This window comes from Daejeonella oryzae DSM 19973, from assembly GCF_000422945.1.
In the GTDB taxonomy this organism is placed as follows: Bacteria; Bacteroidota; Bacteroidia; order Sphingobacteriales; family Sphingobacteriaceae; genus Daejeonella; species Daejeonella oryzae.
This window is the reverse complement of record NZ_AUHA01000002.1, coordinates 875,637-901,190: the sequence shown is the minus strand read 5'-3', so window position 1 is coordinate 901,190 and position 25,554 is coordinate 875,637. Positions and strand designations below refer to the sequence as shown.

The 25,554-nt window shown below is 38.0% G+C and carries 28 protein-coding genes; 10 read left to right on the top strand and 18 right to left on the bottom strand.

Annotated features, from left to right (window positions below; all coding sequences use genetic code 11):
* Positions 1-34 precede the first annotated feature (34 nt).
* Positions 35-313 carry a NifU family protein gene (locus tag G521_RS0104415; RefSeq protein ID WP_026897454.1) on the bottom strand — a complete coding sequence of 93 codons (279 nt, stop codon included), beginning with the start codon at positions 311-313 and terminating at the stop codon, positions 35-37.
* A gap of 43 nt (positions 314-356) precedes the next feature.
* The gene (locus tag G521_RS0104410) at positions 357-1,418 is read right to left on the bottom strand and encodes an Mrp/NBP35 family ATP-binding protein (RefSeq protein WP_026897453.1); all 1,062 of its coding nucleotides are present in this window, start codon (positions 1,416-1,418) and stop codon (positions 357-359) included.
* Positions 1,419-1,575: 157 nt separating this feature from the next.
* On the opposite strand from G521_RS0104410, the gene G521_RS0104405 reads away from it, so the two are divergent.
* From G521_RS0104405 to G521_RS0104390, 4 genes are all read left to right on the top strand, one after another.
* Positions 1,576-3,708, top strand: coding sequence for a biosynthetic peptidoglycan transglycosylase (locus G521_RS0104405; RefSeq protein WP_026897452.1), 2,133 nt, complete (start codon positions 1,576-1,578; stop codon positions 3,706-3,708).
* Positions 3,709-3,731: 23 nt separating this feature from the next.
* Positions 3,732-4,283 carry a hypoxanthine phosphoribosyltransferase gene (gene hpt / locus G521_RS0104400; RefSeq protein WP_026897451.1) on the top strand — a complete coding sequence of 184 codons (552 nt, stop codon included), beginning with the start codon at positions 3,732-3,734 and terminating at the stop codon, positions 4,281-4,283.
* A gap of 86 nt (positions 4,284-4,369) precedes the next feature.
* Positions 4,370-5,032: a phosphatidylserine decarboxylase family protein gene (locus G521_RS0104395; RefSeq protein WP_026897450.1), complete on the top strand. Its 663-nt coding sequence runs from the start codon at positions 4,370-4,372 to the stop codon at positions 5,030-5,032.
* An 82-nt stretch (positions 5,033-5,114) separates the two neighbouring features.
* The gene (locus tag G521_RS0104390) at positions 5,115-5,321 is read left to right on the top strand and encodes a hypothetical protein (RefSeq protein WP_026897449.1); all 207 of its coding nucleotides are present in this window, start codon (positions 5,115-5,117) and stop codon (positions 5,319-5,321) included.
* Positions 5,322-5,365: 44 nt separating this feature from the next.
* Here G521_RS0104390 and G521_RS16460 read toward each other — a convergent pair whose 3' ends face one another.
* The 9 genes from G521_RS16460 to G521_RS0104345 all read right to left on the bottom strand — a co-directional run bounded on the left by G521_RS16460 (position 5,366) and on the right by G521_RS0104345 (position 13,169).
* A complete protein-coding gene (locus G521_RS16460) occupies positions 5,366-6,532 on the bottom strand; it encodes a mechanosensitive ion channel family protein (protein ID WP_051189450.1) in 1,167 nt (388 codons plus the stop codon).
* A 3-nt stretch (positions 6,533-6,535) separates the two neighbouring features.
* A complete protein-coding gene (locus tag G521_RS0104380) occupies positions 6,536-7,762 on the bottom strand; it encodes a Glu/Leu/Phe/Val dehydrogenase dimerization domain-containing protein (RefSeq protein WP_026897448.1) in 1,227 nt (408 codons plus the stop codon).
* Positions 7,763-7,909: 147 nt separating this feature from the next.
* Positions 7,910-8,257: a 50S ribosomal protein L19 gene (gene rplS, locus G521_RS0104375; RefSeq protein WP_026897447.1), complete on the bottom strand. Its 348-nt coding sequence runs from the start codon at positions 8,255-8,257 to the stop codon at positions 7,910-7,912.
* A gap of 153 nt (positions 8,258-8,410) precedes the next feature.
* Positions 8,411-10,483, bottom strand: coding sequence for a cation:proton antiporter (locus tag G521_RS16455; RefSeq protein ID WP_051189449.1), 2,073 nt, complete (start codon positions 10,481-10,483; stop codon positions 8,411-8,413).
* Positions 10,484-10,547: 64 nt separating this feature from the next.
* Positions 10,548-11,222: a tRNA (guanosine(37)-N1)-methyltransferase TrmD gene (trmD, locus tag G521_RS0104365; RefSeq protein ID WP_026897446.1), complete on the bottom strand. Its 675-nt coding sequence runs from the start codon at positions 11,220-11,222 to the stop codon at positions 10,548-10,550.
* Between the two features lie 45 nt (positions 11,223-11,267).
* Complete coding sequence (locus G521_RS0104360; RefSeq protein WP_026897445.1) at positions 11,268-11,468, bottom strand: helix-turn-helix transcriptional regulator; 201 nt, start codon at positions 11,466-11,468, stop codon at positions 11,268-11,270.
* Positions 11,465-11,920 (bottom strand): hypothetical protein, encoded by a 456-nt coding sequence (locus G521_RS0104355; RefSeq protein ID WP_026897444.1) that lies wholly within the window; start codon positions 11,918-11,920, stop codon positions 11,465-11,467. The genes G521_RS0104360 and G521_RS0104355 overlap by 4 nt, the downstream gene beginning before the upstream one ends.
* A gap of 66 nt (positions 11,921-11,986) precedes the next feature.
* Entirely contained in the window at positions 11,987-12,514 is a 528-nt protein-coding gene (gene rimM / locus G521_RS0104350) for a ribosome maturation factor RimM (protein ID WP_026897443.1), read from the bottom strand.
* Positions 12,515-12,608: 94 nt separating this feature from the next.
* A complete protein-coding gene (locus G521_RS0104345) occupies positions 12,609-13,169 on the bottom strand; it encodes a 30S ribosomal protein S16 (protein ID WP_026897442.1) in 561 nt (186 codons plus the stop codon).
* Positions 13,170-13,274: 105 nt separating this feature from the next.
* On the opposite strand from G521_RS0104345, the gene G521_RS0104340 reads away from it, so the two are divergent.
* The 3 genes from G521_RS0104340 (at position 13,275) to G521_RS0104330 (ending at position 15,079) form a co-directional block, all read left to right on the top strand.
* Entirely contained in the window at positions 13,275-13,808 is a 534-nt protein-coding gene (locus G521_RS0104340; protein ID WP_036678142.1) for a 5' nucleotidase, NT5C type, read from the top strand.
* A 20-nt stretch (positions 13,809-13,828) separates the two neighbouring features.
* Positions 13,829-14,149 carry a heavy metal-binding domain-containing protein gene (locus tag G521_RS0104335; protein ID WP_026897440.1) on the top strand — a complete coding sequence of 107 codons (321 nt, stop codon included), beginning with the start codon at positions 13,829-13,831 and terminating at the stop codon, positions 14,147-14,149.
* A 261-nt stretch (positions 14,150-14,410) separates the two neighbouring features.
* The gene (locus tag G521_RS0104330) at positions 14,411-15,079 is read left to right on the top strand and encodes a PAS domain-containing protein (RefSeq protein ID WP_026897439.1); all 669 of its coding nucleotides are present in this window, start codon (positions 14,411-14,413) and stop codon (positions 15,077-15,079) included.
* On the opposite strand, the gene lpcA is transcribed toward G521_RS0104330, so the two are convergent.
* From lpcA to G521_RS0104310, 4 genes are all read right to left on the bottom strand, one after another.
* Entirely contained in the window at positions 15,033-15,599 is a 567-nt protein-coding gene (gene lpcA, locus G521_RS0104325) for a D-sedoheptulose 7-phosphate isomerase (RefSeq protein ID WP_036678139.1), read from the bottom strand. The genes G521_RS0104330 and lpcA overlap by 47 nt on opposite strands.
* Positions 15,600-15,609: 10 nt before the next feature.
* Entirely contained in the window at positions 15,610-16,587 is a 978-nt protein-coding gene (gene pfkA, locus G521_RS0104320) for a 6-phosphofructokinase (protein ID WP_026897437.1), read from the bottom strand.
* Between the two features lies 1 nt (position 16,588).
* Positions 16,589-18,628, bottom strand: a complete 2,040-nt coding sequence (locus G521_RS0104315) for a protein-disulfide reductase DsbD family protein (RefSeq protein ID WP_026897436.1) — start codon at positions 18,626-18,628, stop codon at positions 16,589-16,591.
* A gap of 63 nt (positions 18,629-18,691) precedes the next feature.
* Positions 18,692-19,462 carry a biotin--[acetyl-CoA-carboxylase] ligase gene (locus G521_RS0104310; protein WP_026897435.1) on the bottom strand — a complete coding sequence of 257 codons (771 nt, stop codon included), beginning with the start codon at positions 19,460-19,462 and terminating at the stop codon, positions 18,692-18,694.
* 44 nt (positions 19,463-19,506) lie between these two features.
* Here G521_RS0104310 and rsfS point away from each other — a divergent pair, with 44 nt between their 5' ends.
* The 3 genes from rsfS (at position 19,507) to G521_RS0104295 (ending at position 22,724) form a co-directional block, all read left to right on the top strand.
* Positions 19,507-19,881 (top strand): ribosome silencing factor, encoded by a 375-nt coding sequence (gene rsfS / locus G521_RS0104305; protein WP_026897434.1) that lies wholly within the window; start codon positions 19,507-19,509, stop codon positions 19,879-19,881.
* Between the two features lie 54 nt (positions 19,882-19,935).
* A complete protein-coding gene (gene ftsH, locus G521_RS0104300; protein ID WP_026897433.1) occupies positions 19,936-22,026 on the top strand; it encodes an ATP-dependent zinc metalloprotease FtsH in 2,091 nt (696 codons plus the stop codon).
* 62 nt (positions 22,027-22,088) lie between these two features.
* A complete protein-coding gene (locus tag G521_RS0104295) occupies positions 22,089-22,724 on the top strand; it encodes a LutC/YkgG family protein (protein WP_026897432.1) in 636 nt (211 codons plus the stop codon).
* A 22-nt stretch (positions 22,725-22,746) separates the two neighbouring features.
* Here the strand turns inward: G521_RS0104295 and G521_RS0104290 are convergent, their stop codons facing one another.
* From G521_RS0104290 to G521_RS0104280, 3 genes are all read right to left on the bottom strand, one after another.
* On the bottom strand, positions 22,747-23,112 hold the full coding sequence (locus tag G521_RS0104290; protein WP_026897431.1) for a rhodanese-like domain-containing protein: 366 nt from the start codon (positions 23,110-23,112) through the stop codon (positions 22,747-22,749).
* Positions 23,113-23,189: 77 nt separating this feature from the next.
* On the bottom strand, positions 23,190-24,224 hold the full coding sequence (locus G521_RS0104285; protein WP_026897430.1) for a DUF2235 domain-containing protein: 1,035 nt from the start codon (positions 24,222-24,224) through the stop codon (positions 23,190-23,192).
* Between the two features lie 19 nt (positions 24,225-24,243).
* Complete coding sequence (locus G521_RS0104280; RefSeq protein ID WP_026897429.1) at positions 24,244-25,554, bottom strand: patatin-like phospholipase family protein; 1,311 nt, start codon at positions 25,552-25,554, stop codon at positions 24,244-24,246.

The window sequence follows — 25,554 nt, the reverse complement described above, 5'->3', positions numbered from 1 at the left end:
ACAGACATTTGCAATTAGGCTATGCCTTAAAGATCTATTGTAAACGCTCCGGCATTACTGCGTTTGGATCATCCATGTCGGTAAGATTAACTGCTTCAACACCTTCAATTTCCGGAACTTCACGTTTTATAGCTTGTTCAATACCGGCTTTGAGTGTCATGATACTCATCGGACATGATCCGCATGATCCAAGCAAGCGTAAACGCACAATGTTGTCTGCAGTAATTTCTTCTACAGATACATTTCCGCCATCCGCCTCAAGATAAGGTCTGATGGTATTAAGTGCGTTCTCAACTTTTTCTAGCAAATCCATGATGTGTTAATATTTTTTTAAAGATACTAATTTTAAAAATTGCTTAAATACGGGCATTCTGAATAGCAACCTGCTGCGCTACTCTTTCTGCAATATGCATAAATGCCTGACTCATCACATCATTATCCTGTAAAATTACAGGCCTTCCCTCATCACCGCTTTCGCTGATTCCTTTAACCAGCGGGATCTCCCCTAAAAAAGTAGTATTAAACTGTTCGGCTAATTTTCTGCCACCGCCATTACCGAAAATATAGTATTTATTTTCCGGAAGCTCGGCCGGCGTAAAATAGGACATGTTTTCCACCACTCCCAGTAAAGGAACATTGATTGAATCCATCAAAAACATTCCAACTCCTTTACGTGCATCGGCAAGAGCCACATTTTGAGGTGTAGTTACAATTACAGCACCTGTAATAGGATACGATTGAGTAATGGTAATATGGATGTCTCCCGTTCCCGGAGGAAGATCAACAACCAGGTAATCCAGTTCGCCCCAGTCGGCATCGTTAAACAACTGCTTGATGGCGTTAGATGCCATTGGACCACGCCAGGGTACAGGCTGATTGGGATCTGTAAAGAAACCGATGGATAATAATTTGATACCGTATTTTGAAATTGGCTCTATCCGTGTTTTCCCTTCTGCATTTTCTGACGCCCTTGGACGCTCTCCTTCTACTCCAAACATCATCGGAATTGAAGGTCCGTAGATATCTGCATCTATTAATCCAACTTTTGCTCCTTTTTTAGAAAGGCCAAGAGCAAGATTTACGGCAACCGTTGACTTACCCACTCCGCCTTTACCCGAAGCAACCGCAATAATGTTTTTTATATTAGATAAGGTGGGTGTAGGCCGGCTGGTAACCCTGGAGGTCATATTGATATCCACAATAATATCTTTACTGATAAAATGTGCGATTGCATTTCTGCAGGCGTTTTCAAGCATCGCTTTCATCGGGCAAGCCGGTGTGGTAAGCACCACCGAAAAACTTAATTTATTATTATCTATCCGGATATCCTCAATCATGTTTAAGCTAACCAGATCTTTTTTAAGATCGGGATCTTCTACATAACGCAAGGCATTTAGTACCTGTTCCTGGCTGATCATTTTTATGAAGAAAGTATAAAGTTTTGCGGGCAAAAATACTAAACCACAAGCGTAAAAATTGTTTAATGCCTCTTTTTACAGATATTTGACTCACAGAATATTCAATTAGTAAAAACGTTTTTTACGCTGAGAGCTTTATACTGTGTAAACCAGCCCCATGCAAAGACCAGAGAAATATTATAAAATTGGCGGAATAATACTTGCATCCCTCTTACTCATCATATTAATAGGCGGATCCATCGCTTATACAAAACGGGAAGCCTTACTGAAAGTAGCCATTGAAAAAGCAATAAGAAAGGCCAAAAATGATTATAACCTCAATGTAAAAATTAAAACCGCCCGCTTTGCAGGATTAAAAACAATTGATTTTGAGGAAATTTCTATCGTTCCCGAAAACAGGGACAGTCTGGCATTCATTAAAAATTTCAAGGTAGGTATTAAGCTCTTCCCGCTGATTTTGGGAGACATCAAACTGGCAGAAGTTTCTATGACTGACTCCTGGATTAGCCTGAGGAAAAAAGACAGTATCAGTAATTATGATTTTCTTTTCCGCAAAAAAGGTGTGGATTCTGTCAAATCATCTCATAAAGTAAATCTTGCCGAACTTGCCAACAATCTTCTTAACCAAATGCTGTACAAAATCCCGGATGATATGGATATCCGGAATTTTGAAATCAGGCTTCAGGAAAATGCCAATAAAATTACCCTCAATACCAGCTCAGCAACCATTGATAACGGACAGGTAAAATCAACCATTTTGATTAACGGAAAAGAATCTGTCTGGCATGTTCAGGGAAGTGTAGATCCGGGAGACAAGCAACTGGATCTGATGCTTTTTGCCGATGGAAAGAAAGTGGAGCTTCCGTATCTGGAAAAAAAGCTCGGCTTGAAATTAAATTTCGACACCATCAGCACGCAAATGAAACGGGTGCAGCGAGATGGAGATGAATTTAAAATATCTGGTTCCTGGGCGGTTAAAAATCTTCTGGTAAACCATCCCCGAATAGCAAGTAATGATATTGTAGTTCCGAGCGGTTCTATAGATGCTGATATGGTTTTTGGAGAAAATTATGTCTCAATAGACAGTACTTCAACTATTCATCTTCAAAACATAGAAGCAAATCCTTTTATTAAATATACACTGGGAGCTAACAAAATTTATGAGCTGAAATTAAGAACAAAAGAATTAGATGCTCAGCAACTTTTCGATGCATTTCCTCATGGCTTATTTGAATCTCTGGATGGGATGAAAGTGACCGGCAAACTCCAGTATGATTTAAATTTCCGCCTTGACACCAAATATCCGGACCAGGTTGTATTTGATTCAAGACTCAGAAAAAATAATTTCAAAGTAGTAAACTGGGGAGCTACCAATCTTGGTAAAATAAACAGCAGCTTTGTTTATACACCTTACGAGTACGGTAAACCGATGAGGAACATAACAATTGGTCCTCAAAATCCGGATTATACTCCCATTAACCAGATTTCGCCCTACCTGCGAAATGCTTTATTAACTGCCGAAGATCCATCTTTCTACAGTCATAATGGTTTTGTAGAAGAATCAATCCGCAAATCGATAGCTACAAATTTTAAAGAAAAAGCATTTAAACGCGGCGGAAGTACTATTTCAATGCAGCTGGTAAAAAATGTTTATCTCAACCGGCAAAAAACCATTGCCCGTAAAATTGAAGAAATTCTGATTGTGTGGATTATTGAAAATACTAATCTATCATCCAAACAACGCATGTTCGAAGTCTACCTGAATCTTATTGAATGGGGAAAAAATGTATACGGAATTGGTGAAGCATCCAGGCATTATTTCAATAAACACCCCTCACAGCTTGATTTGGGAGAAAGTATTTTCCTCGCCAGTATTGTTCCGAAACCAAAATCAGGAATGTATTATTTCCAGGGCGACGGAACTTTAAAAACCGGCTTACGCGGATATTTCAGGCTTATTGGTGGAATTATGCAGCGAAGAGGTTTGGCTCAGCCAGATTCTAACGTATATGGATTTTATGGTGTTCGGTTAAGAGAAAGTCTGCGTACACAAATGCCACCCGCGGATTCTTTGTTGGCAGATAGCTTATATGAAGATGAGGAAGAAAGCTCAGTAAGTATTTTACAGCAAATTTTTGGCAAGCGTAAACCTGATACCATTAATGTGAATGATATCGGCAAATCAAAATCAAGCGCCACCAAAGAAAAAACACCTGCGGAGTTGCGCCAGGAGCGCCGTGAACAGCGCCGCAGGGAAAAAGAAGCCCGGCAGAAAAGTGGCGGAAATTAAGTTCTGATTTGTATTTTTAAGCCATGAACATCCAGATAGATCAGAAAGATTTTGAACTGCTGATAGAATATGATCAGATCAAAAAACGAATTCGTTTAATTGGCATTCAGCTGGAAGTAGATTATGAAGGACGCGTTCCGGTTTTTGTTGGGGTTTTAAACGGAAGCTTTATGTTTCTTGGAGACTTAATGAAAGAGGTTGGTATTTCTTCTGAAGTAACTTTCATTAAAGTTTCATCCTATGAGGGGGATCAAAGTACCGGAAAAATAAGAAAGGAAATTGACCTGTACATGGATCTGAAAGACCGGGATGTAATTATTGTTGAAGATATTGTTGAATCAGGCAATACACTAAAACATGTTATTGATATAATTAAAGAGCATAATCCGGCATCATTAAATGTATGTACCCTATTATTGAAACCCCGCAAGTTAAACCAGGATCTGGAAGAAATTACGTACGTAGGTTTTGAAATACCTAATGAATTTGTAATTGGTTACGGACTTGATTACAATGGTCTGGGTCGTAATTTAAAAGACATTTACAGGGCAGAGCACGTACCAACAGAAACCTGACCGGCCAGTTTATGCCTCGTAAATTATTAATCTTTGTACAGAGTAAAAAATTTGCATTTTTGCACCTTATTTAATTTTATTTTCAAATGACTATTCACAAAGAAGGGTATACATCCCTTGCTCTTTGCATTCTGTTTATATTTATCTTAAATGCAGCTATACATTTTTTTGTACCCGGCACAGACTGGTTACACTGGACCGTTTACATTTTATCATTTTTACTTTTTATTACAATTCTTCAATTTTTCCGCAGTCCATCTATTAAAACTGTTGCCTCAGAAAATGAGATTGTTTGTCCGGCAGACGGCAAAGTAGTAGTTATAGAAGAAACCGAAGAAACTGAATATCTTAAAGATCGCCGTATTCAGATTTCTATCTTCATGTCCCCTATAAATGTTCACGTAAACCGATATCCAATCAGCGGAGTCGTTAAATTTTTCAAATATCATCCCGGTAAATTTTTAGTGGCATGGCATCCAAAGTCGTCTACAGAAAATGAGCGGACTACAGTTGTTGTAGAAACCAGGAATGGGGTTTCTGTCCTGTTCCGCCAGATTGCGGGCGCTATGGCCAGAAGGATTGTATGCTATTCAAAAGATGGAGATAATGCACAACAGGGAGAACAGTTCGGTTTCATAAAATTCGGTTCAAGAGTAGATGTTTTTTTACCCATCGGTTCAGAAATAAATGTTAATCTGGGGGATACTGTAAAAGGTGGTATTACTATTCTGGCAGAATTAAAAGCCTGATAAACAGAAATAAATTATTCTTAAATTTAACATAAATACAAATCTAAATCTTACTAAACGCTAATAATAAACCCGATTCCAGATGAAAAAAATATTCACACTGTTGGTTCTTGCAGTAAGTATTTCTGCTGTCTCAGCTCAAACTGAGCCTGCTAAAACTAAATCTGCAGATAAATCCAAAACTGTAACAAGTACAAAAAAAGATTGTAAAAAAGGGGACGAATGCTGCATGGATATGAAATCAAAGAAGGCAGCTCCTGCTGCAAAAACAACTCTTAAAAAGAGTTAGAAATGTAGATTAAGATTCGCTTCATTAAAAAAATCCGTTTAAAACTAAACGGATTTTTTTGTGTCTTCAACACCGGGCTCTTTGCCGGTATATTCATGATAAACAGTTTGAGAAGGAAATGCAAAGCCGGCCCCATTTTCTGTTACAATTCTCATAATCTGGTAATTGATTTCCTGCCTGATGTGCATATATTCATTGTATTCTACAATGGCTATAAAGTATAAAACCTGAATATTTAAGGCAGAATCACCAAAAGAATCAAATGTTACAAGAGTATCATTACTTGTAGAAGGATGCTTATTTACATATTCTTCGATTTCTCTTGAAATCTTCAGCATAGTAGCCGCCTGCGTATCGTACTTTAAGCCTACATTAAACTTCATACGCCTTAAATTACGCAGAGTAAGATTTTCAAGAGGAGTATCTGTCATTTTCTTATTGGGAATAATGACCATCGTTTTATCAAGGGTTCGTAGCAAAGTACTTCTGAAACCTACTTTTTCTACCGTTCCTTCAAACTTATCCAGTTTTACCAAATCACCAACCACAAAGGGCTTGTCAGCAAAAATAGTAAACGAGCCCAGCAGATTCTGAAGGGTATCCTGAGCCGCTAATGCGACTGCAATTCCGCCGATTCCCAAACCAGCAATAATAGTTGCCACGTTCAGATCGAAAACAGCTCCCATCATCACAAAAATTCCGAAAATTATGGTCAGAATTTTTAAGAGTTCTTTTACAAACGGCACCATTTGATCATCTGATTTAGAATCAGTAAGTGATGCCTTGTAAAGAAAAACATGGGAAATAAAATCAATAATCCGGAGAACTATCCAGAATATGGAAATGATAAAAAGAAACAGGAATAATTTATCAAAAATCTGAATCGGAGTTATCTCGTATTTTGAAACAACTTTATCCACAGTAATTTCCCGGCTAAAAATCACTTCATTAAGCGGATAGCTCAGTTGATTGATGGCCGAATAGATTACCACAATAAATAAAAGGAATTCAATTGGGCGAATGAGCAATGAAACAAATACCTGCGGATTTGCATGATCTCCAAAACGGCCAAATAATTTAAATAGCAACTTACTTAAAAGCCGTGAAATCACTCGTTTTAAGAGCAATCCAAAGAATAAGATCAGGGCAACAAGAACATAGCTCTTAATGCTGTTTCCTAAAAATACATGATTTAAATAAGTTAAATCCATAGGTTAAACTAATTGTTCCAAAGCAATTTCAAAAGCTGTTTTAGAAAGCTCGGTTCTGTTTGATGATTTCTCATGAATTTTCTCAATCGCTATGCGAATTACTTTTGATGCATCGCTGAATATCGCTGCGTCACTCATTTCGATATTTCTCTCCATAAGGTAAGCAAAAACCCGTGCCATGCCGCAATTGGATATAAAATCAGGAATGACCGCAATGTTATTATCGGCATGCTCCATAATAGGACCAAAAAAGATTTCCTGATCTGCAAACGGAACGTTAGCGCCCGCAGCAATAACTTCCAGGCCTGTTTGGATTAAACTTTTAACCTGAGCCTCAGAAACAAGTCTTGAAGCTGCCGCCGGTACAAAAATTTCCGCTTCGGTATTCCACATGGATTTATTAATTTCTTCAAAAGGAATCAGGTTATCTGCAACCAGTGTATTGCTCTTTCTGTTTAAAAACAAGGTTCTGATCTCCTCAAATGTAAAACCTTCCGGTTTTAATAAACCGCCAACACGATCTATTATTCCCACCACTTTTACACCTTGTTGCGCCAGATAAAAAGCGGCTGCTGCGCCAACATTTCCCCAACCCTGGATAATGGCACGTTTTTCACTAATATCTCCGCCATATAAATTATAAAAATGCCTGATAGATTCAGAAACACCATAACCGGTAATCATATCAGCAACCACATATTTTCTTTTTATATCAGGGGAGAAGTTAATATCTTCCAAAACCTTGGAAACTCCGTAACGAAGCTGGCCAATCTGATGAATGCGCTCATTAACACGTGCATGATAATGTCCGTTAATAACGCCTTCCTGAGGATGCCATAATCCGTAGTTTTCTGTAATAGGAATTACTTCATGGATTTCGTCCACGTTTAAGTCGCCACCGGTACCGTAATAGCTTTTAAGCAGTGGCATAACGGCTTTGTACCATCTTTCTAACACGCCTTTTTTACGAGGATCTGCGGGATCAAAATTGATTCCGGATTTTGCACCACCAATGGGCGGACCAGAAACAGTGAATTTAACCTCCATCGTTTTGGCTAATGATTCTACCTCGCGTTTGTCTAATCCTTTACGCATACGCGTACCACCGCCAGCAGCTCCGCCCCGTAAAGAATTAATTACTACCCAGCCTTCTGCCTCTGTTTCGGCATCTTTCCATTCAAATATGATTTCGGGACGCTTTTCTTCAAAGCGTTTTAATAGTTCTTTCATTGTACTTTCAAATAATACAGATAATCATGACCAGGCAAAAAATAGCATGAATGCTGATATTGATGACAGGCCCTGTCAAAGCATAAAAACAAAAAAGCCTCCCATCCTGAATTAATCCGGAAGGGAGGCTCGTAAATATGAAATAAATTAAACTCTCTTAGATTTGATACGAGCAGCTTTACCAGTCAACTCGCGTAAGTAGAACAATTTTGCTCTACGCACTTTTCCATGATTGTTTACATCAATTTTATCAATGTTTGGGGAATTAATGGGGAATATCCGTTCTACACCAACACCATTAGACATTTTACGAACAGTGAATGTTTCGTTTACACCTGCACTATTCCGCTGAATAACAACACCCTGATATATCTGGATACGTTCCTTATTTCCTTCGCGAATCTTATAATGAACGCTAACAGTATCTCCGGCTTTGAATGCAGGAACTTCCTTTTTCGCCGCTAACTGCTCTTCTACAAATTTTACTAAATCCATGATTTTAAGCTCTTAAAGTCGATTTTTAGACCCTAAAAATCGGACTGCAATATTAGGTAAATTTTTCAATTTAAAAAAGCCTGATTAAACTTTTTCCACATTTTATAAATAATAAACATTTTTACCATCCTTTTCGGGGATTTCGGCTACTGATTAATCAGTATATTTTAATGTTTGAATGCTGTATGCAGGATCTGTATTAAACAGGTTATTTTGTTCAGGATAAATAACCACAAAAGATTTATCACTAAAATGTTTACTTAAAAGCCGGGGTGTATTATCCAAATCTGAATGATGAGAAATAGAGGCCTTTCTTGCACTGATAACCACAAGCAAATCATCAGTTTCAACAATGGATTCAAATTTTTTAAACTGATCCCAATTATTAAACTCTTCATAGAGAGTAGGTACGCTGGTTTTACTTTCGGCAAAAACCTTTTTAAACTGATTGTTGGTTGCTGCAGAAGCGTAAAATTTAAGTTCTGCTCCGGCTTGTTTGGCAAGAGTAATCAGAGTAGATGTCCAATGTAAAAAGCCGGACTCAAATTCTGCAAATGATGGAACTACAACCACAATATGGCGGGTAGTATTTAAGGGGTTCACAAAATTAGTTACCAAAACCATCTTTCCCGACCGCTCGAGCAAATTATCAAGTACACTTCCAAATATCCATTCTTTAGCGGTGTGGCGGGCATGCCATCCAATGACAACCTGAGTAATAGACAATTCTTTAATAGCCCTGAGAATGCCGCTTGCAATGTTCATATCAACCCTGGTGACTCCGGTTACTCCGTTATCTGAAGCAGCAGCAAATTTTGCAGCTTTATCTAAAATCTTGGAACTGCGGATAACATGCTCGTGGGTGGCATCATCATCCGGAATGACTATCAATGGAAAAATTTGTTCTGCTGACCGCGGCTTTTTCAGCATTACGGCAAAATCAATTAATTTTTCAATGCTTTCCGGATTAGAGATAGGGACTAAAATTCGCTCGGGATTTTCTATTGGCAATTCAGGAATGCTTACTTCTTCCTCCATAACCTGTTTTCGGCCGGCCCGTTCCACAATTAGTGTACTCACTAAACAGGTGATTAAGATCATAATAATTGCACCGTTTAGAATTTCTTCGGATAATAATCCGAGCAGGAAACCAATAAGTACAGAGGCAAGTGTGGCAGCAGCCCGGGCCGTAGTTAATCCAAAGATCAAATTTCTTTCTGTAGAGCTAAAGCGAAATATTTTCTGAGTAATAAATGCTGCAATCCATTTACTGCTAATTGCCACAACTATTAAAACGCCTGAAACAGCGATTGCATTTATTCCTTTAAATACCACCGAGAGATTGACAAGCATGCCGACACTGATCAGGAAAAATGGGATAAAAAGAGCATTCCCAACAAATTCGATTCGGTTCATTAATGGGGAAGAATGCGGAATCATTCTGTTTAGCGCCAAACCTGCCAAAAACGCACCAATAATCGGTTCTATTCCTGCTAAGTGGGCTAAAAATCCCGCAAGAAAAACCAGTGCAAGAATAAAAATATATTGAGAAACGCCTTCGCTTGCAAAGTTTTTGAAAAACCATCGGGATATTTTAGGGAAGCCGTAAAAGATTACAAATCCGAAAATGGAAAGCGATATAGCCATACGTATGGCAAAAATGTAATCAAGCGCTCCTTTGGTGTAATTGGCAATCATCGCCAGGATAAGAAGTGCGCCGGTATCTGCAATTATAGTTCCGCCAACGGCAATGCTTACAGCTCTGGAATTTGTTATTCCTAAGCGACTGATTATGGGATACGCAAGCAATGTATGGGAAGATAAAACGCTTGCAAACAACAATGAGGAAATGAAGGATAAGTTTAAAATGTAATATCCCACCAAAGCAGCCATTATTCCGGGAATAACTAAGGTTAAAAAACCATGTATCAGTGTTTTATTTTTATTTCGGATAAAGTCATTCATGTCTATTTCCAGGCCGGCAATAAACATAATATATAAAAGCCCCACTGTGCCAAAAAGCACCATACTCTGGTCACGGAGCAAAATATTTAATCCGTTTGGACCCACAATGACTCCTGCAATAATTAAAACAATGAGATTGGGAATATTATATCTTTTTAATATTATCGGAGCTATTAAGATTATGAAAAGCACCACTGAAAAAATCAGTACCGGATCTGTAATTGGAAAATACTCGCGAATATTAAATTCAGGGTTGCTCATTTTTCTTTGTTTTTATTGATTAATGCCAATTGCTCCTTTAATAACAAAGATTAAAACATCAATTTTATTTCAGCAAATCCGGCCGGCGTTTCTGGGTGCGCTCCAGGGCCTGGTCGTGGCGCCAATTATTTATCGCTGCTTCATTTCCGCTCAGTAAAATATCAGGCACCCTATGTCCTTTCCAATCTGCAGGGCGGGTGTAAACGGGTGCATCCAGCAATTCTCCCTGAAAAGAATCAGAAAGGGCAGAAGTTTCATCATTTAAAACACCTGGTAAAAGACGCACAACAGTATCAACTAAAACTGCTGCCGGCAATTCTCCACCCGAAAGCACATAATCACCTATAGATATCTCACGGGTAACATACAAATCGCGTATGCGCTGATCAATGCCTTTGTAGTGACCGCAAAGAATGATGATATTTTTTTTGGAAGAAAGCTCGTTAGCAATCGTTTGCTTTAATGTTTCCCCATCCGGAGTCATGAAAATAATCTCATCATAGTCACGCTCAGACATTAAATAATCCATACAGTTTGCAAACGGCTCGATGCTCATTACCATGCCGCTGCCCCCGCCATACTGATAATCATCAACAGATTTTTGCTTATGTGTGGAATAATCCCGAAGGTTATGTACATGTATTTCTGACAAGCCTTTTTTCTGTGCCCGCTGTAAAATTGAATGAGCAAAAGGGCTTTCTAACAAAGCGGGCAAAACAGAGATTATATCAAAACGCATGTGCAAAGATAGATTTGAGAATTAAGAATTGAGAATTATAATCAGTTAGTCGGACTCTTCCAGTGAAAAAATCTCATCAAAGGGTACGCCAAAGACTTTTGAGATTTTTAAAGCCAAAACAGTGGACGGAACGTAGCGGCCCGATTCTATGGTATTAATTGTTTGCCGTGAAACTCCCACAAGTTCTGCAAGATCCGCCTGAGTTAAATTTTTAATAGCCCGCTCTATCTTTATTTTATTTTTCATAGCTGCTGATTGTTTAACAATTTTGTTTCACGATAGACTGCCCAGCGAAAACGGATGATAAAGAAGATCAATACAGTAAACATGTTATACACCATCGCAACCAAAAAGCCCATCCCGTGAATGAATATGATAGCAAGAACCAGTACGAGATAATTAACATAGATACTCCATTGCAAGGAGTCCAGACGAAGGCTGGCAATCTGTTCATCCTCTATTTTCTCTTTCGAAAATCCTATCATCATCAGGCTTATGATTAATCCTAAGGCCGCAATCTCATCAGTCAGGTTTCCTTTAGTATAGAGAGAATCCCGGGAATATGCGGGCAAATGGAAGTCCAGGAAACTGAAGTTAAAATCAAAATAGAGATGTGCGATTCCTAAAAATAAAAAGGGAATAAACATAATCCAACCAACCATTTGGAAGGAATGCGGAAGTAAAAATCGATTTTCCATAACGTCAAATTTGTTTGATTAAATGTAAAACAAATTTGACAAATGTCAAATATTTTTGACAAAAAATTATTCTTGGGTATATAAGTCAACCAATCCTTCCGGAAGATTTACTTTCAGGATTCCGTTTTCCTGGTCAATCTCTTCGATCAGGTCATCATTCAGCGGAAACATCACTTCACGAAATTTATAAGGTACCACTGCTACAAATTGCTGAGGATATTCATGTATCTCGATGATTTCACCTAATTCGCCAAAATGCTTATCATGTACGATGAAACCCTTCAAATCGGTGATCAGAAATTCATCCTCATCTCGAACTGGCTTTTCTGAATTAGGAAGATATATTTTTTTCCTGACCAGTTTTTCGGCTTTGTCGATATGATCCACATCATCAAAATAAAAGTTACCGGTTTGGTTATTCTGAAGCTTACTGGAGGATACGAAATAGGGAATAAGTTTTCCATTTATCTCGGCATACACCGTTTCCAGTTTTAAATCTTCGGGTTCTTCATATTCAAAAAAGATTTGCACTTCGCCTTTCAGACCTTTGGTTTTGGTCACATATCCGATGTAAAAACAATCCTCTATTTTCATAAAAATTAAGTTTAAAACAACAATAGCGAAGAACTTCTGCTTTGAGAGATTCTTCGCTATCGCAAACCCTGCGGGTTTAGAATGATAAAATTTATTATTCTGCGGTTTTTTCTTCTGTACTTTCTTCAGTAGCAGGAGCTTCTGCTGATTCTTCAGTAGCTTCTTCAGCAATAGTTTCTTCAACTTCTTCAACCGGAGGAGTGTTTTTAGCTGTAATAGCGGCGGCCATTTCCTCTTTCTTTTTAGCTTCTGCAGCTAAAGCAATTTTCTTAACTTCTTCCTTAGATTTAGTTAAGTTTTCTTTTTTGCCTTCAATCTTACCTTCTTTACTTTGTAACCACTCAGTAAATTTAGTTTCAGCCTGTTCAGCAGTTAAAGCGCCTTTTTTAACACCACCTTCAAGATGCTTTTTGTACAAAATTCCTTTGTATGAAAGAATTGCACGGCAAGTATCGGTTGGCTGAGCACCTTTGTTCATCCAGTCTAAAGTTTTATCGAAATTAATTTCGATTGTAGCCGGATTTGTGTTTGGATTGTAAGATCCTAATCTTTCGATGAATTTACCATCTCTTGGTGCACGAGAATCTGCTACCACTACGTGATAAAAAGGTTTTCCTTTTTTACCAAATCTTTGCAATCTGATTTTAGTTGCCATTTTTTAAGTATTTATGTATTCAACATATTTCCCGGAGTCTATTCTGCGGGGCTGCAAAGATATAAATAATTCTAATTTAAAAAATGTAATATCCTATTTTTGAGGATGAACCATAAAAAACTCAGAATCGCAGTGGATATGGATGAGGTGCTGGCCGATCCGCTTTCTAAATTTATAGCACTCTATAACCGGGATTATAATGTTCCTTTAGATTTGCAAATAAGTCCGGGAAATGAAATTCATCATCACGTACCGGAACATGCTAAAGATAAATGGTATGAATATATTAATGAACCAGGATTTTTCAGAGATCTTCCCGTAATCGATAAAAGCCAGGAAGTGATGAAAGCACTCAATAATCATTACGATATATATATCGTTTCTGCTGCATTAGAGTTCAGAAATTCACTGATTGATAAATACGACTGGCTGGCAGAGCATTTCCCTTTTATACCCTGGACAAATATTGTATTTTGCGGGGATAAAATAGTTGATACAGATATACTGATTGATGACCGGATCAAAAACTTCAGTAATTTTAAAGGCAGAAAACTATTGTTTACATCGCCGCACAATCTCCTTATTACCCATTACGAAAGAGTAAATAACTGGACTGAAGTAGCAGATAAATTATTATAAACAAATTCAAAAATAAAACCATGATTGTTACCACCACCAATAACATCGAAAACAAAAAAGTTACCCGTTACATCGGCATTGTATCAGGAGAAGCTATTATCGGAGCCAATATTGTAAAAGATTTTTTTGCAGGAATCCGGGATATCGTTGGAGGACGCTCTGGTTCCTACGAAGAAGGTTTGCGAGAGGCCAAAGATATTGCCTTACGGGAAATGCAGGAGCAGGCCGCACGATTAGGAGCCAACGCTATTTTAGCTGTTGATCTGGATTATGAAACACTTGGCAGCAATGGCAGCATGCTTATGGTTAGTGCCAGCGGAACGGCAGTGGTTATAGAATAAGTACATTTAGCCCGGCTTATTTTTTTCATAAAAAGAGTCTTCTTTATATGATTCTTAATGCCCTAACGTTATTGATACTTACATACCGGCCCGTGGTAAATACCTATATTATATTACAGAGATTCTCCTATAAACCAATTTGAAACTTTGAAATTGAAATTATTAATTCAACTGTTGATTTAAAAAGAGAACAAGCTGATGTGAAATTTAGGGCTATTATCAAATGTCTTCATACATAAAAAGATTCAGAGCAGAGAAAATATGACGGAGACAAAAAAAGCTGATCAGGATGCATTGATAAATAATACCGATAACCTGATGTGGTATATTGATATAAAGTACCAGCTATTATCAGCCAACAGATCCTATAAATATTACTTAATGCGGAAATTAGGACTGGCAGTGAGTATTGGAGACTGTGTTTTCTATGAAGATTTAGGGGATGAAATAAATAGCAGGTGGAAGAATTTCTACGATGATGCATTTGCCGGGAAAAAACACACAATCACGCTGGAATATGATAAGACTGATACAGGAGAAAGTAAACAGGCTGAAGTCAGTTTTAATCCTATAAGCAACGGCAGTAATGAAATTATAGGTGTTGGATGTTTTGCCCACGACATTACCCAGAGAGTAAATTTTGAAGAAAAAATTATTGCTCAGAACCAAACACTAAAAAAAATAGCTTCACTTGCATCGCATGACATTCGTGGACCGGTGGCATCTATGCTTGGCTTGCTTAGCTTGTTTGATAAATCAAAAATTAAGGATTCTTATAATCTGGAAATAGTTAATTACCTGGAAGAATGTATGCAGGATCTGGATCAGGCTATCCACAAAATAGTGGAAATAACTTATAGCCTTGATCCGGATGTGAATACTATTAAAAATTCTTTTCCACGAAATCTATCAGAGAATGAATCACCTTGATATGAATTTCCTGTGCCCGGTCTGCAAACTCAGTAAAAGGAGCACGGATTTCAACATCACATAAAAGAGCCATTTCACCGCCGTTCTTTCCGGTTAAGCCAATAACTTTCATTCCTTTAGCTTTTGCTGCTTTAATCGCAAGAATGACATTTTCAGAATTGCCACTGGTGCTTATTGCCAACAAAACATCTCCCGACTGACCAATAGCTTCGACCATGCGGGAGAAAACATAAGCATAGCCATAATCATTTCCTACACATGATAAATGGCTCGGATCTGAAATTGAAATTGCCGGTAAGGCTCTGCGGTCGTTCCGATATCTGCCGGATAATTCTTCAGCAAAATGCATGGCATCGCACATAGAACCACCGTTACCACATGAAATTATTTTTTTTCCGGAGTTAATGGAAGAAACCAGTATGGTACCCGCTTCTTCAATTTTATAAAAATTCTGTTCATCTGCCAGAAAATCCTGCAAAACAGTGGATGCTTCCTGAAAATGCTTTTTAATCTGGTCCATTTACTGTTTATTACAATGACAGAATTTCAACAATCTTTAACAGATCCGGATTAGCTTCTGATATATGCTTAATGGCGTTACCAAAAGGAGTGTAATGTATTTTTTGATTCACTACTCCAACCATTTCCCCTTTTCGGCCTTCCATTAATGCCTCTACTGCTGCCACTCCAAGTCGACTTGCAAGTACGCGGTCCATACAAGATGGCGGACCGCCACGCTGAATATGCCCCAATATAGACACCCGGGTATCAATAGTTGGATATTTAGATTTTACCGCATTAGCAATTTCAAATGCTCCGCCGGCATCATCCCCTTCGGCTACAAGAATAATTTTAGAAGATTTACTTTTTCTGCCTTTTCCAAGTCGGTCTAAAAGTGCTTTAAGATCCGTACGGGTTTCCGGGATTAATATAAACTCTGCTCCCACGCCTATACCTGTCCGCAAAGCAATAAGTCCCGAATCTCTTCCCATTACTTCAACAATAAACAACCGATCATGCGACTCGGCTGTATCACGGATTTTATCAACAGCTGTTACAACTGTATTTATAGCTGTATCATACCCTATGGTAAAATCGGTTCCAACAAGATCATTATCAATTGTACCCGGCAATCCCATTACCGGAATATTGAACTCATCGATAAAATAATTAGCGCCCGTAAAAGTTCCGTCGCCCCCGATTGCTACTAATGCATCAATATTTAATTTGCTGATTTGTTCAAAAGCTTTCTTACGACCTTCCTTTGTACGAAATTCATCACTGCGGGCAGTTTTTAAAATTGTACCGCCTCTTTGAATAATATTAGCTACAGACTTTCTTTCCATTGGAACGAAATCACCCCCGATCATTCCATCATAACCCCGCATTATTCCGGTAACCTTCAGATCATAATATAATCCGGTTCGAACCACGGCACGTATAGCTGCATTCATCCCTGGAGAATCGCCCCCTGAAGTAAAAACTCCGATATTTTTAATTTTACTCATATTATTTGCTGCGGCTAAAAGCAGATTTGCCGCTATTTAAAAATTCAATGTAATTATTAATGTCCAAATTAAAAGCTTGCGGCTCTACAAGCATACTCTTGTTGTAATCACTTATTACGTAATATGGCTGAGAATTGGTTCCATATTTTGAAGCCTGAAAATCACTCCATTTCTGCCCGATGGTATTAATCTTTTTCCCGCTAAACGAAGAAGTGTATTTTTCCCCGGGAGACAGTTCAGTTTTATCATCCACGTAAAGTGAGATAATAACATAATCGTTTTTTAAAAGATTTAAAACCTGCTTATCAGACCAGACACTGGATTCCATTTTACGGCAATTGGTACAGCTCCATCCGGTAAAATCAATTAAAACAGGTTTATTAACTTTTTTAGAATAAGCTAATCCTTCTTCATAATCATAAAATGCATCCAGTCCATGAGGTGCGTGGAATAAACCAGCGTATTTCTTGCCCGAAGATTCCGTAGAGTCGGATTCAGCAGATGAAGTTTTATTTGAATAAAGATCAAACTCCTGCGTAGTTTGAGGAGGCAGCCAGGCACTGATTGCTTTTAGAGGCGCACCCCATAAGCCTGGTATCATGTACAATGTAAAGCCTAAAATAAACATCGAAAAGAATAATCGCGGTAGCGAAATAAAATTGATTTCGGTATCGTGCGATAGCTTGATTTTTCCCAACAGGTAAAAGCCCCAAACTCCAAATATGATGATCCATAAAGCCAGGAAAACATCCCGGTCGAAAATCCCCCAATGATAAGCCAGATCAACATTCGATAAGAATTTGAAAGCCAGAGCTATTTCTAAAAATCCCAACGAAACCTTTACGGTATTTAACCATCCGCCAGATTTGGGCATTTCTTTTAACCAGGAAGGAAAAATTGCAAACAATGTAAAAGGTATGGCTAAAGCCGATGAAAAGCCAAGCATTCCAATTGCGGGCCCCAGGTAAGATCCCTTAGATACTGCATCAACAAGCAACGTTCCGATGATGGGTCCGGTGCATGAAAAAGAAACCAGGGCAAGTGTAAATGCCATGAAAAATAATCCTATAAAGCCGCCCTTATTTGATTTTTCGTCCATTTTATTTACCAGCCCGGAGGGTAGAGTAATTTCAAATGCTCCTAAAAATGAAATTCCGAATATTAATAATGCAACAAAAAACAAGAGGTTAAAAGTAGCGCTGCTTGCAGCTTCATTTAATGCGGACGCTCCAAAAATTAATGTAATTAATAAGCCGAGAGCCACATAAATAATAATGATAGACAGGCCGTAAATGATAGCGCTTTGAATCCCTTTAGCTCTTGACCCTGCTTTTTTTGTAAAAAATGAAACTGTTAAAGGGATCATCGGGTAAATGCAGGGCATAAAAAATGCTGCCAATCCGCCTATAAAACCTGCAATGAAAATTCCCCAGAAAGAAGTTGACTCTTTTTTGGCAGAATTTGAATAAGAAACAGGGGTTGATTCAGCCACCGAATCGTAGATAGTTTTTGGTGTAGGGCTAATAGATGTTTGCTGTGTATCAACAGGAGCTGGCGGGGCAGAAAGGGCGGTTACAGGCGGGGATTCTTTTCCGGCATCTACCGAAATTTTAAACTCGACTTCGGCCGGAGGAAGGCATCTCTCATCATTACAAACCATGAATTCAAGCTTACCGGAAACGGTGGTCTTAGGTTTAAGTAATTTTATTTTCTGAATAAAAGTAACCTGATCTTTATGCCAGGCTATCTCCATATCGAAAGTTTTATCAATAGCTGTAATTGCTTTAGGACTTTCACTTACCTTCCCTGTAAGCTTATAATCTTTGGAGGGAACAAAGCTGAAGGAGGTAGGAATGGGACCGCCTTCGGCAATAAACTGAGAATACACGTGCCAGCCCTTTTCAATTTTTGCTGTAATCAGGAGTTCTGCTTCTGTATCGCTAATCGTCTTGGATGAAAAACTCCATTTTACAGGTTCAAAAATTTGAGCCTGTGTAGTAAATGCAACAAAAATTAAAATAAGCGTTATTAATTTTTTCATTCAAATAATATTTTTTTACAATAAAATCCTGATCAAATAGGCCTCAACATACTCAATAAATGCTCAGGATTTTATAAATTCAATTTCTTTTATTCCAAATGACCGGGAACCTGCTTTTGTTTCAACTTGCAAATAACCCTCAGCGCTAATCCCATAAATCTTACCCGGTTGAATTATTCCGTCAATTTTATAGGATTTCCATTCGTTTGCCTGGTATAATTTTTCGAAATACTCCGTATCAAGCAAGTCAAACTTCCCCGATTTTAGTTGAAGATACCTAGCTTCAATGGCGGCGCAAATTTCGATTAATATAGATTGTAAATCATAATCAGCGTGTAAGATTTTTTTAAATGAGCTTATATGTTTAAGTTCAGAAGGGAACTCAATCTGGTTTACATTTAAACCTATTCCGATAATGGCATGCTTCAGCTGAATTCCCTGAATGATATTTTCAATTAACATTCCGCCAATTTTCTGATTGCCTACATAGCTGTCATTAGGCCATTTTATTTTAGCTTCATCCCCAAAATATTTTCTTAAAACATCGTTTAAAGCTAAACTAACAGCTCTATTTAAGACAAACTGCTTACTCACATCTAAAAAACTGGGATTTAGAAGGATACTGAAAGTCAAATTTTTACCAGCCTGACTTATCCAGGTGTTGCTGGTTTGTCCCCTGCCCTGGTATTGTTCCTCTGCCATAATTACAGTGCCTTCTGCAAATGGCTTAGATTTTGACAAAGCTTGCTTTAAATAGGTATTGGTGGAGTCGACCTTTTTTAATGTGACAATATTATGTCCTACAAATAATCCTAAAAAAATGTTATTTTGCAAAGTTCAGACGCACTAAATTAATTGTTCAAAACTAAAATTTTTTAATGGTAAAAAACAAATTTGCACTAGAATCTACTTCCATTTCAGAAATAGTTGTTTATGGAATTCAGGAAAAAAAAGGAAATGACATTGTACGTTTAGATCTCAGAAATATACATAGTTCGGTAGCCGATTATTTTGTAGTCTGCCACGCCGATTCTGCTACTCAGGTTAAAGCCATTGCAGCCAGCGTAGAAGAAGAAGTTTACAAAGCATTAAAACAGGACCCCAAAAGAAAAGAAGGATTACAGCATGGCGAATGGATTCTTCTGGACTATATAGACGTTGTAGTTCATATTTTTAAAACAGAGAAACGCGAATTTTACGGGATCGAAGATTTATGGGGCGATGCAGAAATGCAGTTTTATAAAAGTGCCTAAACCATATCTACCCGCGTTTCGTTAATCATAATACATTCTTGTTGAAATAAGAAAATGAAAGAGAATAAATCAGAAAATAAAAAGCCAATAAAAAAAATACCTGGTAAAAAAATCATTCCCAAAACTCCAAAATTTAATATTATGTGGCTTTATGCCGCAATAATTATTGGTCTTTTTGTGGTTCAATATATGTTTAGCGGGAATAATGCGAAGACTATAACTTATCAGAAATTTGAGAACGAAATTCTAAAGCCACGTGATGTAGAAAAGCTTGTTGCCTATAAGAGCAATGACCTGATAGCTGTTGAAGTATACATTAAAAAGGACAGATTAAATCAGGCCAAGTATAATGACCTTCGCGAAAAGAGCAATTTCAATATGTCTGCAAATAATCCGCATTATGTTTTTACTGACGGATCATTTGATGGTATACAGGCTAAGTTAAAAGATGCAGAAAAAGATCTTCCTGCTGATCAGCGCACACCATTAATTATCGAAACACGCGAAAGTCCATGGGCTGGCTGGTTTATGTCCTTTATTCTGCCGGTTTTATTGCTGATAGGCTTTTGGGTATTTATCATGAAGCGAATGGGTGGTGGTTCCGGAGGTGGAGCTGGCGGCCAGATTTTCAATATCGGTAAAAGTAAAGCAACCTTATTTGATAAAGAAACTCAGGTTTCTATAACATTTAATGATGTTGCCGGACTGGAAGAAGCCAAGCAGGAGGTTATGGAAATTGTAGATTTTCTTAAAAATCCTAAAAAATATACCAATCTGGGTGGTAAAATTCCGAAAGGAGCACTACTAGTAGGAGCACCCGGAACAGGTAAAACGTTAATGGCCAAAGCCGTAGCAGGTGAGGCGCAGGTTCCGTTTTTCTCTTTATCAGGATCTGATTTCGTAGAAATGTTTGTTGGAGTTGGAGCATCACGTGTCCGCGATTTATTTAAACAAGCAAAAGACAAAGCTCCATGCATTATTTTCATTGATGAGATTGATGCAATAGGCCGTGCTCGTGGAAAGAATAATATTGTTGGAGGAAATGATGAGCGTGAAAATACCTTAAATCAATTATTGGTTGAGATGGATGGATTTGGAACAGATTCAGGAATTATAATTCTTGCTGCAACCAACCGGCCGGATGTGCTGGATACAGCACTTTTGCGTCCGGGACGATTTGACCGTCAAATATCTATTGATAAGCCCGATTTAGTAGGCCGTGAACAAATATTTAAAGTTCACCTGAAGCCATTGAAATTAGCTGAAGCAGTGGATGCTAAAAAACTTTCTGCTCAGACTCCCGGATTTGCAGGTGCTGAAATCGCTAATGTGTGTAATGAAGCAGCCTTAATTGCTGCCCGTCGCGACAAACAAGCTGTTGATATGCACGATTTTCAGGATGCAATTGACAGGGTAATTGGCGGATTGGAGAAAAAGAACAAAATCATATCTCCAGAAGAAAAAAGAATTGTTGCTTATCATGAAGCAGGTCACGCTATTGCGGGATGGTTTTTAGAACACGCCGATCCTTTAGTTAAAGTTTCGATTGTTCCCCGCGGAGTTGCTGCTTTAGGTTATGCACAATATTTGCCTAAAGAACAATTTTTATACACCACAGAGCAGCTGCTTGATGGAATGTGTATGACTTTGGGTGGTCGTGTGGCAGAAGATATTGTATTTGGCAAGATCTCTACCGGAGCACAAAATGACCTGGAAAGGATCACTAAACTTTCTTACGCCATGGTTACCATTTACGGTATGAATGAACGTGTAGGTAATGTATCATTTAATGATACGCAAGGTGAATATCAGTTTAACAAGCCATATTCAGAAAAAACTTCTGAGATTATAGATATTGAAGTTCGGGAGCAGATAGATCGTTCTTACCAGCGCACAAAAGCTTTACTGACAGAAAAACGCGATGGTTTAGAAAAGCTGGCTCATAAGCTTTTGGAAAAAGAGATTTTATTCCAGTCTGATCTTGAAGAAATCCTTGGTAAACGTCCGTTTGACAACCGCACAACGTATGATGAATTTGTAAACGGCGTGCCGGAAGTTGGTAATGAAGTTAGAGAAAATCTGGAACACGAAGGAGTTATAGATCATAATGCTGATCTTCCTGAAAATCGTTCAGCACTGGACTAATCTTTAAATTCGTATATACTATTCAATCCGCAGCTATGTCTGCGGATTGATTTTTTAAGCTCATGAGAGAAACTACTTCCAAAGAAAAAATGCTTAAGAAGATCCGCAAAGCTCTTCTTGAGAAACGAGATAACCCATATCCAAACCTGGAAGATACTGCTCTTTACGAAGAGAATTCTGAATATCTGGAAGTGCTTTTTGCCGAACAATTAACTGCTGTATCCGGTCAGTTTGTGTATTGCGAAGATGAGATCCAATTTATAGAAAATCTGCTTCACCTGGCTGATCAGAAAAGCCTGCGAAAAATTTATTGCTGGGAACCTGCCCTTCAGAATTTATTGACCACATACGAATACCCTTTTTACAGTACTGATACTGATTTTCTACAAGCTGAGGTTGGAATTACTCTTTGTGAATCCCTTATTGCCAGGAATGGAAGTATTCTGGTTACAAATGCAAATGCAGCCGGGCGCAGATTGAGCATTTACCCACATATTCATATTGTATTGGCTTATACCTCTCAATTGGTTTTAGACCTTAAAGACGGGTTTAAAGCTTTGAAGGATAAGTATGGTTCAGATCTGCCATCAATGATTTCTAACATCACAGGGCCAAGCCGCACAGCTGATATCGAAAAAACTTTAGTCTTAGGTGCCCACGGCCCTAAAGAACTATATGTGTTTTTAATAGAGGGATAGAAAAAACGATATTACAAAATCTTTATTTAAGCTCTACCGGACCATTTGCATCCTGCCATGCCCGCCAGCCTCCGGCCATCGAAAACACATTTTGATAACCCATTTTTTGAAGATTTTCTGCAGAAAGTGCTGACCTAAATCCGCCACCGCAATACAATATCAGTTCGGCGTTTTTATCAGGAAACTGGTCTATAATATCTCGCTCAATAATTCCGCGGCCCAAATGAACGGCTCCTTTTATGTGACCCTTATCCCATTCATTATCTTCCCGCACATCAATTAAATTGGTTCCTTCTTTTAATTTTTCTAAAGTTTCAGAAACCGAAATTTCAGCTATATTCTTTTTAACTTCATCTACAAGCTTTTCGAATTCAATAGAATGTGCCATAGTAGTAATTTTTTTTAGTTGTTTTTAAATTTAGTAAAAGCTTTCCTGGTTATCAAAATAAGCTTGTTGAACTGTAATTAACACCAGTCTTTTAAATTCTCGGGCTTATATTTTTCATTGTTTTTTACCCGTTCAAAAACAAGCGGGCAAATATTTTCATTGGACAATGCCGCTTTTTTTACAGGTCGTACGTAATCTGGCAGCAATGAAAAAGGAAATTTATTTGAATTATATAACATCCCGTTTTCATTCTGTTTGATGTTAGCTTCAATATATTTCTGATCAAATCCTAATCCTGCCCCTGTAGCCTTTTCTATCATCCAGTTTAAGGCAATATCACTTAATCCCTCATCATCATAACCACCTCCAATATTTGAATGAACACCGGTAAACCAAACCTGCTCCATTACCTGCTGTACTTGGTTATCTTTTACCTTATCACTTAGCTGCCATAATGTTGGCTGAAAATTACTCCTGCGCTCATCAATAGCCAGGGCCTGATAAGCATATTCAACAGAACTGCTTAATTTGGTGTCGTGAAATTGGTATTTACGATTGTTAAACCACTGAAACCATCTGGAAGGAATACCTAAAGAACCAACGGTATCCCAAACACCTATGAATTTAATCCGCATATCTTCATGAGCGTATTTCTCCCGGAATGAAATAGCCTCATCCCCTTTTGGATATAGGCGTTTATTGTTCCGATCGCGATAGATTTTATACGCTTCATTTATTTTAACCAGATCATTATTTTTTAAAATTCCGCTGTTGCGGATTAATCCTGCTAAACTGCGGGCTGTATAAGCTCCGCGGCTAAAACCAAACAAATAAATTTCATCACCAAGTTCATAATTCCAGATAATAAATTTATAGATATCAATTATATTCTGATCAATTCCTTTTCCCGTTGCACCATGAATCATCTGACTAAAAAAACCTCCTTCGGCACCAATCCCTTCGTCATAATATTTTATTTGATTTACATTCAGGTCATCACGGTTGCAAATGCTTTCAAATATCTTCTGAACATTCGTTCTCACAGGTTTGCCATTATACATTCCATTAGGCTTGTTCCATGTTCCGTCGGAGCAGGTTATGATTCGTTTCATAGCGCTAAATTTTAAATCCCTAAATAAAGGGCAACCATTTTTCCTTTGCTTCCCTGTAGGTTCCAAAACCAAGCCCATTCTGACTATCTCCCCGGATAAATTGATTTGGCAAACTAGGCTTATCGATGTCAATAATAAATTTATCACACAGGTCTGTAATTAAGTCAACCTCCTCTTGCTTAACTGCATCCATATCCATGTCTATTAATTTGATAAACTTATCCATGCCATTGGTATCCTCTTTATATACTTGGGGAAGAATAAAATAATTATTGGAGTCGAGTTCGGGCTTTATGCAGGGATTAATTCTAATTAAATTGGCCTTGTTGCTTAAGCCCGGATCGAGAATGGAATAAGCAATAAATGAGGCAGAATCGGGCGGATCTCCCAAAATACTTGTAGACATCTTCTTCACATCACGAAGAAAATTAAACGTATTATCTGTTTGCGCCAACGGATTCGTTTTATTAGTTCTATAAATAGCGCTTATTGTTGGATTAGTTGAATTTTCATAATCATTTATGATGGCCCTGCCTCCTGTTCCTGTACCGAGGGAAAGAATGCACAGCTCTTTTGGATCTGAATGATTATTGGTAATAGCTTCTATTACAGCCGCCAAAACGGGATTGTTAAATCCGGAAACTGCACCATCCCAAAACCAGGTTTTACGGGTATCATTTCCATTCAGCAAGTTCACTTTTACCGCAGCTGGCGAATCAAAATAGTTTATGGGCGCATTACTTGAGGCATGAATTGCATGTGCCAAAGTAATGGAATAGTATTTTCCTTTGCTGAATTTATCGGTATTGCTGCCTGTATTAGATCTGAAAAAACTCACTCTTTCCCGAAAATAATCAAAGCCCACAATCAGAATTTGCAGATCACTCTTTTTTATTATATCCGGAAGCTCGAGTAAAGGTGTTTCTACTATTGGAGCGCTAATTATTTTATCATTAAACAGATGATCATTCTGTTTCAAAATCTTAATTAATCCGCTAAGCTTTCGATCTGTACTGTACTTTGGACCAATGGTGGTTTTGGCTCGTAAAAAGCTTATTAAGTTGGTAATTTTTAATTTTTCCCAGAATGTTAAATTAGAAAAAACCTGTTCCCGGTTGGGCTGATGGCTAAAAACAGTAATAATTTCACTCAATCGCATGTCGTTACACATACAGGCTAAAATCAGGCTTCCGCCTGAATTAGCTATCACCATATCAAATTTTCTTAATAATTCATGCCCGCCAATATCGCCGTAAATGTCCATCAGAACTCTGGCCTGAATAATTGCCCAGGATCCTCCGCCATCCATCGAAAGAATTTTATACGACAT